The organism is Chitinophagales bacterium, from assembly GCA_013816805.1.
GTDB lineage: Bacteria > Bacteroidota > Bacteroidia > Chitinophagales > UBA10324 > MGR-bin340.
On sequence record JACDDS010000010.1, the window covers coordinates 28,502 to 42,854 of the forward strand.

Sequence of the window (14,353 nt, forward strand, 5' to 3'; positions counted from 1 at the left end):
TAATCTTGCAACTTCAGCACGTCAAAATTAATAGTATAACCGACTGGAGCCCGGGATATATTTCAATATGTTAAAGATTAGTCCTAAAACCTTTTGGCTTTAAGCGACTATCGAATCTTATAATTGACAGAATCAATACTGTTATTGTCTTCAGGAAGGTTTACTGCTACATCCCCCTGAATCAATAATTGTTTTTGACCCTGACTGGAAATTTTAAGAATGGTTTCTGTTCGACTCGGATCAGAACAGCACTCATGTGACTCGTTAATAGAAGAAGGCACGATCATTTGTGAAGAAGGAAAAGAACCATTTGGATTATCAGTACCAGGATGCACCGCTATAGCAGGGGCTATTACCAAACTCACAATACTCATTAGTTTAATTAAGATGTTCATGGAAGGCCCGCTGGTATCTTTAAAGGGATCTCCAACAGTATCGCCCGTAACCGAAGCTTTATGCGGATCAGACTTTTTATAATACATCTGCCCCTGTATTTCCACACCTTTTTCAAATGATTTCTTTGCATTGTCCCAGGCACCACCTGCATTGGATTGAAAGATTCCCATAAGCACACCTGAAACTGTAGCACCGGCAAGCATTCCACCCAACACTTCAGGACCAAACGCAAAGCCAATCACCACGGGAGTTACCAATGCTATGGCACCCGGAGCCATCATCTTCCGTATAGAAGCCTGTGTAGAAATAGCGACACATTTATCATATTCAGGTTTGGCAGTCCCTTCCATAATTCCAGGAATCTCCCGGAACTGCCGGCGCACTTCATGAACCATGCTCATTGCCGCTTCGCCTACAGCGGAAATAGCAAGGGAAGAAAAAATAAAAGGAATCATTCCTCCAATAAATAAGCCTGCCAGAACATCCGCTTTATAAATATCAATATGTGATATGCCTGCAATGCCCACAAAGGCTGCAAACAATGCAAGCGAGGTCAAAGCTGCTGAAGCAATTGCGAAACCCTTTCCAGTAGCAGCAGTGGTATTTCCCACCGTATCAAGGATGTCTGTTTTTTCACGGACTTCCTTTGGCAATTCACTCATTTCTGCAATACCTCCGGCATTATCTGCAATAGGTCCGAATGCATCAATAGCCAATTGCATTGCAGTAGTTGCCATCATACCTGCCGCAGCAATGGCAACCCCGTATAATCCAGCAAGCTGATAGGAGCCATAAATGCCGCCTGCCAGAACAAGAATAGGAAAAACAGTCGATTCCATCCCTATGGCTAATCCACCAATAATGTTTGTTGCATGGCCTGTAAGTGATTTCTGAACAATAGAAGTAACAGGACGCTTGCCTATTGATGTATAGTATTCTGTTATCAGGCTCATCAGCGTTCCAACCACCAATCCTAAAATAATTGCTCCATAAACTCCCATTTTAGTAAAATCATGACCACGCAAGGTTAGCTGATCAGCTAATAAATAATCCACAATAAAGTAAGAAGCAATAGCGGTAAAAATAATTGCACTCCAGTTGCCCATATTGAGTGCCCGCTGAACGGAACGGGCTACAGCAGGAGCTGTTTCGCTTATCCTCACAAAGTAGGTTCCTACAATCGAAAAAATAATTCCTATACCTGCAGTCATCATAGGTAAAAGTATAGGACCAAGCCCGGAGAAGTTATCATTGGAGCGTACTTCTCTTCCAAGCACCATGGTACCTAAAATAGTAGCTACAAAGGAGCCAAAAAGATCGGCACCCATGCCTGCCACATCACCTACATTATCACCCACATTATCAGCAATGGTAGCAGGATTACGAGGATCATCCTCGGGAATTCCTGCTTCTACCTTCCCTACCAAATCTGCACCAACGTCAGCTGCCTTCGTATATATTCCTCCCCCAACACGCGCGAAAAGAGCAATGCTTTCTGCCCCAAGGGAAAAACCGGTGAGCACCTCCAATGCAGTTCTAAGCTGATTGGGATCGGTGCTGTCGTGAACGAACAGGTTATAAAAAAGAATAAATAAGGAACCTAATCCTAATACTGCAAGGCCGGTAACACCAAGGCCCATAACGGATCCACCGCTAAATGAAACAGCTAAAGCTTTTGATAAACTGGTTTGAGCTGCCTGCGTAGTCCTGACATTTGCTTTTGTAGCAATCCGCATTCCTATATACCCCGCTGTTGCAGAAAACAAAGCACCGCAGATGAAAGCCAGAGCAATCATAGGGCTTGAATTTTCATCGCTGTACCCCAGCACAATTAACAATACTGCTGCAATTGCTACAAAGTATCCGAGTATTTTCCATTCCGACTTTAAAAAAGCCATTGCACCTTCAGCAATGTACCTGGAAATTTCTTTCATTCTGTCGTTACCTGCATCCTGCTTCACTACCCATGCTGATTTTATTGCAGTAAAGATCAGCGCCACAATGCCAAAACAGGGAATCAGGTAAAACCAATTGCTCATAAGGTCAAATTTTTAAGTCCGCAAAAATAGGCGCCTAATAATGAATAAGGAAATTTTTACGAGTATTTCTTGAGAATCGAAATAAACAGCAGTAAGAAATCCAAGGATAAGGATTATTTCAACGGTTAATATCAGATTGCACAACAATGTGCGAATTACCGCTTTTAATTAGTCTTCAAAAATAACGTGTGTGGCACAAATCATTCTGTATTTATCATCCATGTCTTTCTTTACTATTGATTGAAAATTTTCTTTTATTAATAATTTTTTAATTTCCTCAGCAAACTTTTCATTTATTTCGAGAAATATTTTCCCTTTTGGAGTAAGATGAGTTCTGACAAACCGGAGAATAGATTTATAGAAAATAAGAGGATCGTGATCCGGAACAAACAATGCTTCAGGGGGCTCAAAATTCAATATATTTTTATGCATTGCATTCTTCTCCGAATCAGTTACATAGGGTGGGTTACTAACTATAACATCAAAATCAGAGAAAGGGAAATTCCATTCTTCACTTAAGATATCGTGCTGTATAAAATTAATTTGCGCTCCACATTCTTCAGCATTCTCTTTAGCTATTCTTAAGGCTTTTTCACTTAAATCTGTTGCCACAACCTGAAAAGAAGGATCAGCTAGTTTTAAGGCAATGGCAATACATCCACTCCCAGTTGCAATGTCTAATATTCTCAGCCCTTTCTTATCATTCTCTAAACTGCTATCTTTTAAAATCCATTCTACCAATTCTTCCGTTTCCGGCCTTGGAATAAGAACTGATTTACTTACTTTCAGTTTCAATCCAAAGAAATAGGAATAGCCCAATACATATTGTACAGGCTCCCCTTGCATTAAACGAAGCAAAGAATATGCAAGCTGATTGGCTTTTAATTCCGGGATATCATCGTTTCCATGAATTGGAAAAGCGGTACGATTCATCTTTATTTTATCTTCAAATACCCAATAGGAAATATTCTCCGCCTCTCTGGTTTCATATATTGAAGAAAGGGATTTTACATAAAAATCGAAAGCATTTTTCACAGTCATTAAGTGAATGTAACCAACCATTTTCTAATTCGTTTACATTTGTTTATGCCCGCAGTTGAAGAAATTTATTTGCAACGATGTCTCGATCTTGCCATTCAAGGCGCGGGAAATGTGGCACCAAATCCTATGGTTGGTTGCGTAATTGTACATGAAAACCGGATTATTGGCGAAGGCTTTCATAAACAATTTGGTGAATATCATGCTGAAGTAAATGCAATCAATTCTGTAAAAGAAGAAGATCAAAAATATTTGCCGGAATCTGTATTATATGTAAACCTGGAACCCTGCTCTCACCATGGCAAAACACCTCCCTGCGCAGACCTTATTATTGAAACAAAAATCCCGCGAATTGTAATCGGCTGTTCAGATCCAAATCCTTTAGTGGCCGGCCGGGGTATCGGGAAACTTAAGAATAACGGTTGTGACGTGCAGACCGGCGTTCTACATGAAGAAAGCAGAATGGTAAACAGAATATTTTTTACTTTTTTTGAAAAGAAACGCCCTTATATAATATTGAAGTGGGCGCAATCTTCTGATGGATTTATTGCGCCTGAAAATAGGCAGCGAATAAATATCAGCAACCCGTTTTCAAGAATATTAACCCATAAATGGCGAAGTGAAGAAGCAGCTATCATGGTAGGTACGGGTACTGCACTTCAGGATGATCCGATGCTTAATGCCCGGCTGTGGAATAATAGGAATCCAATTCGCCTGGTAATTGACCGAACCCTGCGGCTGCCCTCCTCCCTGCACCTTTTTGACCATTCCATTCCAACATTTGTATTTACAGGAATACAAAAACCAGACGAACATAATTTAAGCTTCATAGATTTTGATTTTGGAAAAAACTTACTTCAGCAAATACTGGAATGGTTATACAATAGACAAATAACCTCTTTAATTGTAGAAGGTGGTACGGCTTTGTTCAAAACTTTTATTGATAATAATTTATGGGATGAAGGCAGAATTTTTATTGCTTCTGAATTTATGGGAACAGGATTATCAGCACCTAAATTGAAACCAGCTTTTTATGGTGAGGAATCTATTGGAGATGACCGTTTACTAATACTATATAACGGATGATGATCTCGCTGCTTCTTAGCATTGCCTGTTCTACGTTTTTAGTGATATGCTTTAAATATTTTGATCGTTTTGGAATTCACCATTTGCAAGCCATCGTTTTTAATTACCTCACCTGTGTTATTACCGGCTGCATTATTTCTAAACAGTTTCCGGCATATGCAGAGTGGATGCACCAGCCCTGGTTTTTATCCGCCGCCTTTCTGGGCTGTTCTTATTTCTTCATTTTCAATCTTATGGCTTATGTAACCAGGCACATGGGAATTACCGTTACTTCTGTTGCCAGCAAGCTCTCCATGGTAGTTCCTGTAATAGCAGCAGTGATACTATACAATCAAAAATTTAATGTTATAAAAATATTGGCTTTGTTGTTAGCAATTATCTCCGTCTGTCTGACTTCTTACAGAAAAGATGACTTTCATGAAAATAAAAATCCGCTCAAGGGATTTTTACTTCCTCTGATAATTTTTACCGGCAGTGGAATTAACGATTCCATAGTTAACTACTCTTTTGCTAAATTTTTAAAACCTGACGAATTCGATTCCTTTAACATTAGCATATTTTCCTTTGCCTCCTTATCCGGACTTTTAACGCTAGTGCTAAGAAGTATTTTTTTCAATGAACCGATTGCCGTAAGGTCGATAATTGGAGGAGTTGTGTTGGGTATTCCAAATTACCTCTCATTGCTTTTTCTTTTGCTGGCCCTTGCAATCCCCGGATGGGAAAGCTCCAGAATCTTTCCACTTAATAATATGGGAATTGTAATCCTTTCAGCCGGGCTTGCCTGGATTCTATTCCGTGAAAAATTGTCAAAAAAAAATCTGGCAGGCATCATCATTGCCTTATTTGCAATCGGCTTAATGATTTACCCTGCTGATCAATAAAGCCCGATTTATTAATGCAATGCTACTTTTATGAATTCGTTATGTTACTCCATTGCCGGGCTGCCGAAAACTTCCCATTCCTCCTTAGCCGGACCATATAAGCCTGGAACTTTCAACCTGGCCTGGCGCATTAAAACCGTCATCTGGCCCCTGTGATGAATATGATGGCGAATCAAAACGGAAAGTCCAAATTTTCTTTGCCATGGTTCACGATACATCGGGACCTTCTCTTCCAGCCAATCATTATCCTGTTTACTTAATTCGGTTATAGAGGCAGCATTTACCTGATTCAATATATTCTGTAATTCTTTTGCAGTATCAGGCAGTTCCTCACTATAATCCTGTACTTGACATCCCATTTTTTTTAACATTTCAGCCGTGGTAAGAGACAAGTGAAAGGCCAATCTGGCAAGTGTTCTTCCTTCTGAATATACCTGTTGCTGCAAACCTTCATCACTTAAATATTCGAAAAGTTTTTCCGTATTAGCAGTTTCATGCCTCCAGTCAACAAAAAAATCTTCAATGGTGTTATACATATAAAGTATTTGCCTGGAATTCCTTTGAGGTTATATCATTCCCATATCAATTAATTACAGCGCTATTAAACTCCAACGAGTTTCTGCGATTGGTAACTGCCTTCTTTTAACTTTTCAGAAACTTCGCTAAAACAATTAAGCGTGAGGCGGATATCTTCTTCTGTATGAGCAGCTGTTGGAATTAACCTGAGCATCATTACACCTTTCGGAACAACAGGGTAAACCACTATTGAGATGAATATATTATAATTTTCACGGATGTCCATAATCATATTGGTGGCTTCTGCTGTAGAGCCATTCAGATAAACAGGAGTTACACATGTATTAGTTTTTCCAAGATTAAAGCCACTATCCCTTAGTCCGTTTTGAAGCATGCGCACATTTTCCCAAAGCTTGTCCTTTAATTCAGGTTTGGTACGAAGAAGTTCTAATCGCTTAAGATTGCCTGCAACTATAGGCATCGGAAGCGCTTTGGCAAAGATCTGTGAACGTGAGTTGTATCTTAAATATTCAATTACCTGCTCATCTGCGGCCATAAAAGCACCAATGCTTGCCATAGATTTGGCAAATGTAGAGAAGTAAAGATCTATCTCATTTTGAACACCCTGTTCCTCCCCTGCACCTGCGCCGGTTATGCCTAAAGTCCCAAAGCCATGCGCATCGTCAACCATTAACCGGAATTGATATCTTTCTTTTAAGGCTGCAATTTCTTTAAGCCTTCCCTGGTCTCCAGCCATACCAAAAACACCTTCTGTAATAACCATGATTGCTCCGCCAGTTTCTTTCACGAGCTCCGTGGCTCGCTGTAATTGCTTTTCACAACTTTCAATATCATTATGGGTGAAAACAAAACGCTTTCCCATGTGCATCCTCAATCCATCAATAATACAAGCATGGGATTCTGCATCATAAACAATCACATCACGCCGGTCTACAAGGCAATCTATTGCAGACATTATTCCCTGGTAACCGTAATTAAGCAGTATGGCCTCTTCCTTATCTACAAATTTTGCAAGTTCACTTTCCAGCTGTTCATGTAAGTCTGAATTGCCAGACATCATTCTTGCACCCATAGGCATTGCAAGACCATATTTCGAAGCAGCCGCTGCATCTGCCTCACGCACTTCAGGATGATTAGCTAAACCGAGATAATTATTTAAACTCCACACTATCTTTTCTTTTCCCCGGAAAATCATACGGTTTCCGATTTCACCTTCCAGCTTTGGGAACGCAAAATAACCGTGAGCAATTTTCGAATGTTGACCGATGGGACCGCGATTTTGAGCTATTTTTTCGAATAAATCCATATCGTACAGTATTAAAGATGAAGTAAAAAACTGAAAACTTAAATTTGATTTTAAAGAAAGCAGGCAAAAATAAAGAAACACAAAGAATGAAAAAATGAAAGTTATAAGTTATCAAAACGCAATTAGTATAAATTAAATATTTAAATAAATATAATTATCCACAGGTTTTATAGCTGCTGCCAGAAGTCCATCGCGTTTAGTAAGCACTAAATCCCTTGCCTTTACGTTTCGCATTTTTCAATTATCTTTGCAGCTTATGAAATTCAGGGGGAAACTCCTTTTCTTCTTAATTTTTGCAATTCAAATCGCACTTATTTCCTGCAGCCAGTATCAGGATCTTCTGAAGAGTGACGATTATACTTTGAAATTGCAAAAAGCCAAAGAATTTTACGAAAAGGGTGAATATTACAGAGCTCAGCCTCTTTTTGATGATCTTGTAAATTATTACAAGGGAACAAAGGTTATGGCCGATGTTTATTATTATTATGCATATACCTATTACGGGCTTGGTGAATATCTTCTTGCATCTTACCATTTTAAAACCTATGCCAATACCTATTCTGATGATCCCCGCGCTGAAGAGTGCCTGTTCATGAGCGCAAAGTGTTACTACAGGCTTTCACCAGGTTATGAATTGGAGCAATCTTATACAGAAAAAGCAATTGATGATTTCCAGCTGTTTGTTAATGCGTATCCATCCAGCAAGCTGGTTTCCGAAGCTAATCAGAACATTGATGATATGCGGAGAAAACTGGAGATAAAGGCATTCCATAGTGCTGAGTTATATTATAACATGGGGAAGTATGAAGGAGCCATTCTTGCATTGGAAAATTTATTAAAGGACTATCCGGAAACCCCAGATGCTGAATCTGCGTCTTTTCTGATTGTAAAATCAAATTATCTCTATGCAGTAAATAGTATTCCATCAAAACAGCATAACCGGTTTGAGAACACAATCAAGAGTTACCAATTTTATATTTCACAATATAATGAAGGAGCACATTTGAAGGATGCCCAGGATTTGTATGATTTATCCCAAAAATTTTTAAATAAAACGAAAAATAATGACCAAGAACAAGCGCAACGGAACTAAGGATATTTCTCCGGTAGTAGAAACCAGGAATCTCGAGGACTTACAAAAAAAATCAGGTAACGTGTATGAATCAATAGCAATAGTAGCAAAACGGGCAAACCAAATATCATCTCAACTAAAAGAAGAATTGCATAGTAAGCTGGAAGAATTTGCCACTACTACTGATAACCTGGAAGAAATACATGAAAACAGAGAGCAAATAGAAATATCAAAGTATTACGAGCGCATGCCTGATGCAACTCTTGTGGCAACTAATGAATTTTTAGAGGATAAAGTATATTTCCGCAATCCAACGCGCGAGAATAGTTCTTTGGAAGAATAGCGGCCCGGAACTGCTTAGCAATAAGTTGTTCTATGCTTTGTGTTAGTTCTATAGCAGACCTGTAATACTTAGCTTTTCGTATCAACGAACTACTGAACCTACTCTGATGGGTATATTATTCGGGAAAAAAATTCTGTTGGGCATTACTGGCAGCATTGCTGCTTATAAAAGTGCTTTCCTTATCAGGCTTTTAATTCAGGAAGAAGCGGTTGTTAAAGTGCTGATGACCAGGGATGCGAACTCTTTTATTTCCCCGCTCACACTTGCTACACTGTCAAAGAATAAGGTACTGTCGGAACTAACGGATAACGCAGGTACCTCTTGGAATAACCATGTTGAACTGGGATTATGGGCTGATGTATTGATTATAGCACCTGCTTCAGCCAATACCATTGCGAAATTTGCAAATGGCCTTTGCGATAATTTATTAACCACTGTTTATTTATCAGCCAGATGCCCCGTAATAATTGTCCCTGCGATGGATGAGGACATGTGGAAACATGCATCAACTCAAAAGAACCTGGCTCAATTGAAAAGTTATGGAAATCAAATTATTCCTGTGGGAACCGGAGAGTTGGCAAGCGGATTAACCGGAGAAGGAAGAATGGCAGAACCGCAGCAAATAATAAATTTCCTCAGTGATTATTTAGAGCCCATATATTTAAAAACAAAAAAAAAGTTAAGCGGTAAAAAGGCGCTTGTTACTGCAGGCCCAACTTATGAAGCAATAGATCCTGTAAGATTTATCGGAAACCGTTCCTCAGGTAAAATGGGAATCGCTATTGCTGAAGCGTTAGCAAAGGAAGGAGCTGAAGTGGAATTAATAACCGGCCCAACAGCTCTTTCAACTTCTAAATATAATATCCAAACAACCCGTATAACATCAACAGCAGAAATGCACGATGCTGTTATCAGGGCTTTTGAAAATGCGGATATTACTATCATGGCTGCAGCAGTTGCAGATTTTACTCCGGAGTACCCTTCCGTTAAAAAGATAAAAAAGCAAAACGGTACTTCTTTTAATCTTCCCTTGGTTGAAACCACTGACATTATAAATGCGTTAGGGAAACGCAAAAGACCTGATCAATTGCTTGTAGGTTTTGCTCTGGAATCTAATAACGAGATTACAAATGCTACAGAAAAACTAAAAAATAAGAATCTGGATTTTATTGTTCTCAACTCTTTAAATGATTATGGTGCCGGTTTTGAGCTGGACACCAATAAAATTATGATTATCGACCGGGATGAAAAGCAATATACTTTTGAGGTGAAACCTAAATCTGAAGTGGCAAAAGATATTGTTGATTTTATCGTTCAGAAATTAATAATATAGACAGAGATGGGGTAATGATCATCTCAAAAAATAAAACTATGCAAAAACTGCTTCTGATATTTTTTTCCATATACCTGTCAATTCCTGTTTCAGGACAGGAATTAAATTGCAAGGTGCAGGTAATAAATGCGAAGGGAACTATCAATAATCCCCAATTCATGCAAACCCTTCAAAAATCCATTTATGATTTTCTCAATAATCGCAAATGGACGAATGATAATTACGCTCAACAGGAACGCATTGATTGCAGCATGCTTATAAATATCAGTGATGAAATAAGCTCGGGAAAATATACGGCTCAATTAACCATCCAGAGCAGCAGGCCTATCTTTAATGCCAGCTATAATACTACATTGTTGAATTGGGTTGATAAAGACTTTCAATTTGATTATACAGAATATCAAACACTAGAATTCAATGATAATTCCTTTCAGTCCAATCTCTCATCTCTGCTGGCGTATTACGCATACCTCGTAATTGGCCTCGATTACGACAGTTTTACTCAGAATGGAGGCAATCCTTATTTTTTAAAAGCTCAGAATGTAGTGAACCAGGCTCAGAGTGCTCAGGAGCCCGGATGGAAAGCTTTTCAAAGCACACGTAACAGGTACTGGATGGTTAATAATTTACTTGACAGTAAAATGGCTAATTTAAGAACGGCATTATATAAATATCACAGGCAGGGACTTGATAAAATGTATGACGATCCAGATGTGGCAAGAAAGTCAATTACTGATTGCGTCAATTTATTAAACGGTATTTATGAAGAAACTCCCAGTATTATGATACTTCAGGTATTTCTTGCAGCCAAGTCAGACGAGCTGGTGAATATCTATTCAAAGGCGAATCCTAACGAAAAGTCAGGAATTGTACAAACACTTAGCCGTATAGATGCATCCAATGCAGCCAAATATGCACAAATCCTGCGTTCAAATTAGGTATTCTGCTAATAATTATTCCCACCTAAAAACTTTTATTGCTACAAAATAAATGACTATTCCCCAGATGCTGAGCACCAGCAAGTCACTTCCAATCTGCGCAATGCTCGCTCCTTCAAATGCAACCTTTCGCATCGCATCATTTAAATAAGTCAGGGGAAGAATCCTGGTTACCGGCTGCAACCATGCCGGAAAATTATCTGTAGAAAAAAAGGTGCCCGCAAGTAAAAATTGAGGCATGGTAATAATGTTTGCGATGGGCGGAACGGCTGCTTCATTTTTTGCAAGTCCCGATACTACAAATCCAAATCCCATGAATACAAATAAGCCAATAAATGACAGCAATAACATGTCAATAAAAGTTATCCAGCCGTAGATGAGCGTAAAGCCGAATGCGAAGTGCCCTAATATCAATATAACGCTTGAAGTAATTAAAGCGAATAAAATTCTGCTTAATGCTTCACCAAGTACAATGTAAGGCCGCTCAATAGGGGTAGCAAAAAATCTTTTAATTACCAGGCTTTGCCGCAGATTTAAAAAAACAAATGCAGTTCCGAAGACACCAGTGCTCAGCAGTGAAAATCCCAGCATTCCCGGTAAAATGAAATCAATAGACCGGTATTCCCTTCCAGGCAATTTCTCTTCCTTTATTTCAGCCACAGTATGCTTATCCGGGGTTGCCTGTAAAGTTGCTTTATCAATTAAAGACTGAAGTGTATTTAATAATAATTGTGCATTGCGCGAAGATTGCGAAGTCCTGACATTCACAATTAAGGGACTTTCATTATTGTTTGCATTTCGGTTTATAGTTACTATTCCGTCAATTCTTCCCTTTTTTAAATCGCTTATTAATTCCTGAGCTGTTTCTTTACGGATCAACCTAATGGCTGACATGTTATTTAAATTATGAAATAACAAATTGGAAGTGTCGCTGCTGCTTGCAATGCCTACTTCCAGTGAGAACCCCTTATTCCCAACAAAACCAAAAACAATAATGAATATGAGAGGAAAAGCAAAAGAAAAAACCACTGCTGAAGGGCTTCTAAAAATACTCCTTAAGCTCGCTTTAAATATTGCAAGCATTGCCCTGATTTGATTATACTTTTTTTGCTCTGCCATAAATTAAACAGGGATAATTAATGAGATCGTTAGCTTCCAAATCAGAGAAAAAAAACTATTCATTTCTCCATTCTTTACCGGTAAGGCGTAAAAAAACGTCTTCAAGATTTGCTTTTTTAACTTCTTTTTTTCTTTCAAAACCTGTAGATACCAACTCGTCGATAAGGAAATCGGGACTGTTAAGGGCAATTATTTTCCCGCTATCCATTACTGCAACGCGTTCACACAGCTCCTCCGCTTCATCCATGTAATGCGTAGTAATTACAACTGTGGTTCCTTTTTCACGAATCCGTCGGATCAGGTCCCATAAGTTCCTCCTGGCCTGGGGATCAAGGCCCGTGGTAGGCTCATCGAGGAAAATAATCTTTGGATGATTAATCAGCGTTGTCGAAATGCTGAATCTTTGTTTCTGGCCACCGCTTAATTCTTTGTATTTATTTTTTGATTTATCTGCTAACCCTACCATCGATAGAATTTCGTACCGGTCAACCTTCACATTATATAAACCGGAAAATAATTCGAGCAGTTCCAGTAAATTTAAACTCGGATAATATCCTGCAGCCTGCAGCTGAACACCTATAATTTTTTTTATTTCATTTTGATCGTTATCGATAGACAAGCCATTGACCAGTACCGTACCGGAAGATTTGGATCGAAGTGTTTCGATAATTTCGAGAGTGGTAGTTTTTCCGGCACCGTTTGGACCTAATAATCCGAAAATTTCCCCTTCATAAACCTGAAAGGTTATTCCTTTAACTGCTTCGAAATCACCATACTTCTTTTTAAGATCATCTACCGAAATAATTATATTTTTTTCCATAATATCCGGTGATTTGCAAAAAAAGTAATTAATACTGATGCCAGAATTCTATTGCACGATTCTTAATGATTATACAGGTTTTCTGAAGAGATAACGACTCATATATATTCCCTGGCTATTGTTACTATTAGGGCTTTGCACTCCTGTGGAGACACTGTATAACTCCCAGCCATCGGAAGAATATTGATTTAAAGTACTCACCACCAGGGCATCGTTAGAGGCGATATTTTTGAAATTAATTCCTCCGAGGCTATATATATTGATAAGGTCCTTACTGATATCTTGTCCATCTGTTGTAGATTCAATTATACGTGAGCGACCTGCACCACCGGGAATAATAGATTCAATGGAAGTGAATTGCCGGTACTGGTATTTCACTGCATCGGGTGCGCTTCCTCTAAAACTTACTGCAGAAAGAACAATTATAATAGCTAATCCAGCATACAGGAGATTTGTAAATTGTGTTTTCATAGATGGTTTTATTATTATTCTTTCAAAACTTTGTAACTGAGGTTACATACTAAAAGATTCTCTCATTTTGGTATTCACACTTAAAACAGGAATAGTTGATTCGCTTATCAGATTTCTTGCAGAAGAACCAAACAGCATTTCATTCCACTTTGATTCCTGCCCGGTTACGATAATAATTAAATCAGCATTTACTTTCGCCGCATGATCGATTACTGATTGGGATGCCGCATGATTCCTTACAATATGAGAAGTGTGCGGAATATTATTTTGATTTAATTTTATTTCAACCTCAAGCACTTTTAATTCAACATCTTTCGCCGACCCAAGCATATCTTCAAAAAATGCGGTAATAGCAAGCAAGTGAATGGTAGAACCAAAAAATTTTGCCCATCCAATAGCTATATCCAGTTTCTCAGTAGATTCATCCGTGCTGTCCAGGGGTAGTAATATATCCTTAAAACTTTTCTTCCATGGTTCTTCCCTCATAGTAATAATCGGGCTTGGGGCGCTCTGAATAGTTCGGTATGCATTTGAACCAATGATATACTTGTCAATATTGGTGATCCCTGAAACACCATGGGTTGCCATCACAATCAGTTTTACATTCTCATTACGAGCCATGCATTCGATCTGAGCATGAATCTTCCCGACTGCCACTTTTGAATTAATGGTAATATCCTTTAGATATTGATTCTTTTCCTTGATTTCCGACATTTTATTCTGAATACCTTTTTCAATTATCTCAGGAAAATCGACCACCATATCCAGATTTGTATTTTGTGAATAGGATTCATATACGTGAAGCAGCAATATTTCCGCATTCGCCTGGCGTGCAATAACTGCAGCATATTCCAGGGCTTTAATCGAGATTTCAGAAAAATCTATAGGCACTAATATTTTATTAACCGAAATCTGAGATATGCTTTGATTATTCATGAGAATGGATTTTAGATTTAAGTTTGCAAAGGTAACAA

The 14,353-nt window shown here is 38.6% G+C and carries 14 protein-coding genes; 6 read left to right on the plus strand and 8 right to left on the minus strand.

Going from position 1 to position 14,353, the window contains the following annotated elements; all coding sequences use genetic code 11:
• Positions 1-107: 107 nt before the first annotated feature.
• Together H0W62_09685 and prmC are read right to left on the minus strand one after the other, a co-directional pair.
• Positions 108-2,435 (minus strand): sodium-translocating pyrophosphatase, encoded by a 2,328-nt coding sequence (locus H0W62_09685; protein ID MBA3648801.1) that lies wholly within the window; start codon positions 2,433-2,435, stop codon positions 108-110.
• A gap of 168 nt (positions 2,436-2,603) precedes the next feature.
• Complete coding sequence (gene prmC / locus H0W62_09690) at positions 2,604-3,476, minus strand: peptide chain release factor N(5)-glutamine methyltransferase (protein MBA3648802.1); 873 nt, start codon at positions 3,474-3,476, stop codon at positions 2,604-2,606.
• Between the two features lie 45 nt (positions 3,477-3,521).
• On the opposite strand from prmC, the gene ribD reads away from it, so the two are divergent.
• Together ribD and H0W62_09700 are read left to right on the plus strand one after the other, a co-directional pair.
• Positions 3,522-4,559, plus strand: a complete 1,038-nt coding sequence (ribD, locus tag H0W62_09695; protein ID MBA3648803.1) for a bifunctional diaminohydroxyphosphoribosylaminopyrimidine deaminase/5-amino-6-(5-phosphoribosylamino)uracil reductase RibD — start codon at positions 3,522-3,524, stop codon at positions 4,557-4,559.
• Complete coding sequence (locus H0W62_09700) at positions 4,556-5,440, plus strand: EamA family transporter (GenBank protein ID MBA3648804.1); 885 nt, start codon at positions 4,556-4,558, stop codon at positions 5,438-5,440. The genes ribD and H0W62_09700 overlap by 4 nt, the downstream gene beginning before the upstream one ends.
• 44 nt (positions 5,441-5,484) lie before the next feature.
• On the opposite strand, the gene H0W62_09705 is transcribed toward H0W62_09700, so the two are convergent.
• Together H0W62_09705 and H0W62_09710 are read right to left on the minus strand one after the other, a co-directional pair.
• Positions 5,485-5,976, minus strand: a complete 492-nt coding sequence (locus H0W62_09705) for a DinB family protein (GenBank protein ID MBA3648805.1) — start codon at positions 5,974-5,976, stop codon at positions 5,485-5,487.
• Positions 5,977-6,041: 65 nt separating this feature from the next.
• On the minus strand, positions 6,042-7,283 hold the full coding sequence (locus H0W62_09710) for an aminotransferase class I/II-fold pyridoxal phosphate-dependent enzyme (GenBank protein MBA3648806.1): 1,242 nt from the start codon (positions 7,281-7,283) through the stop codon (positions 6,042-6,044).
• Between the two features lie 256 nt (positions 7,284-7,539).
• On the opposite strand from H0W62_09710, the gene bamD reads away from it, so the two are divergent.
• The 4 genes from bamD (at position 7,540) to H0W62_09730 (ending at position 10,969) form a co-directional block, all read left to right on the plus strand.
• Complete coding sequence (bamD, locus tag H0W62_09715) at positions 7,540-8,376, plus strand: outer membrane protein assembly factor BamD (GenBank protein MBA3648807.1); 837 nt, start codon at positions 7,540-7,542, stop codon at positions 8,374-8,376.
• Positions 8,348-8,698 (plus strand): DNA-directed RNA polymerase subunit omega, encoded by a 351-nt coding sequence (locus H0W62_09720; GenBank protein MBA3648808.1) that lies wholly within the window; start codon positions 8,348-8,350, stop codon positions 8,696-8,698. The genes bamD and H0W62_09720 overlap by 29 nt, the downstream gene beginning before the upstream one ends.
• A 112-nt stretch (positions 8,699-8,810) precedes the next feature.
• Positions 8,811-10,031 (plus strand): bifunctional phosphopantothenoylcysteine decarboxylase/phosphopantothenate--cysteine ligase CoaBC, encoded by a 1,221-nt coding sequence (gene coaBC, locus H0W62_09725; protein ID MBA3648809.1) that lies wholly within the window; start codon positions 8,811-8,813, stop codon positions 10,029-10,031.
• A gap of 38 nt (positions 10,032-10,069) precedes the next feature.
• Entirely contained in the window at positions 10,070-10,969 is a 900-nt protein-coding gene (locus tag H0W62_09730; GenBank protein MBA3648810.1) for a DUF4835 family protein, read from the plus strand.
• 15 nt (positions 10,970-10,984) lie between these two features.
• Here the strand turns inward: H0W62_09730 and H0W62_09735 are convergent, their stop codons facing one another.
• The 4 genes from H0W62_09735 to H0W62_09750 form a co-directional block, all read right to left on the minus strand.
• Complete coding sequence (locus H0W62_09735) at positions 10,985-12,088, minus strand: ABC transporter permease (GenBank protein ID MBA3648811.1); 1,104 nt, start codon at positions 12,086-12,088, stop codon at positions 10,985-10,987.
• Positions 12,089-12,143: 55 nt separating this feature from the next.
• Positions 12,144-12,908 carry an ABC transporter ATP-binding protein gene (locus tag H0W62_09740; GenBank protein MBA3648812.1) on the minus strand — a complete coding sequence of 255 codons (765 nt, stop codon included), beginning with the start codon at positions 12,906-12,908 and terminating at the stop codon, positions 12,144-12,146.
• Between the two features lie 69 nt (positions 12,909-12,977).
• Positions 12,978-13,337 (minus strand): hypothetical protein, encoded by a 360-nt coding sequence (locus H0W62_09745; protein MBA3648813.1) that lies wholly within the window; start codon positions 13,335-13,337, stop codon positions 12,978-12,980.
• A gap of 84 nt (positions 13,338-13,421) precedes the next feature.
• Entirely contained in the window at positions 13,422-14,315 is an 894-nt protein-coding gene (locus H0W62_09750; protein MBA3648814.1) for a universal stress protein, read from the minus strand.
• Positions 14,316-14,353: the final 38 nt, after the last annotated feature.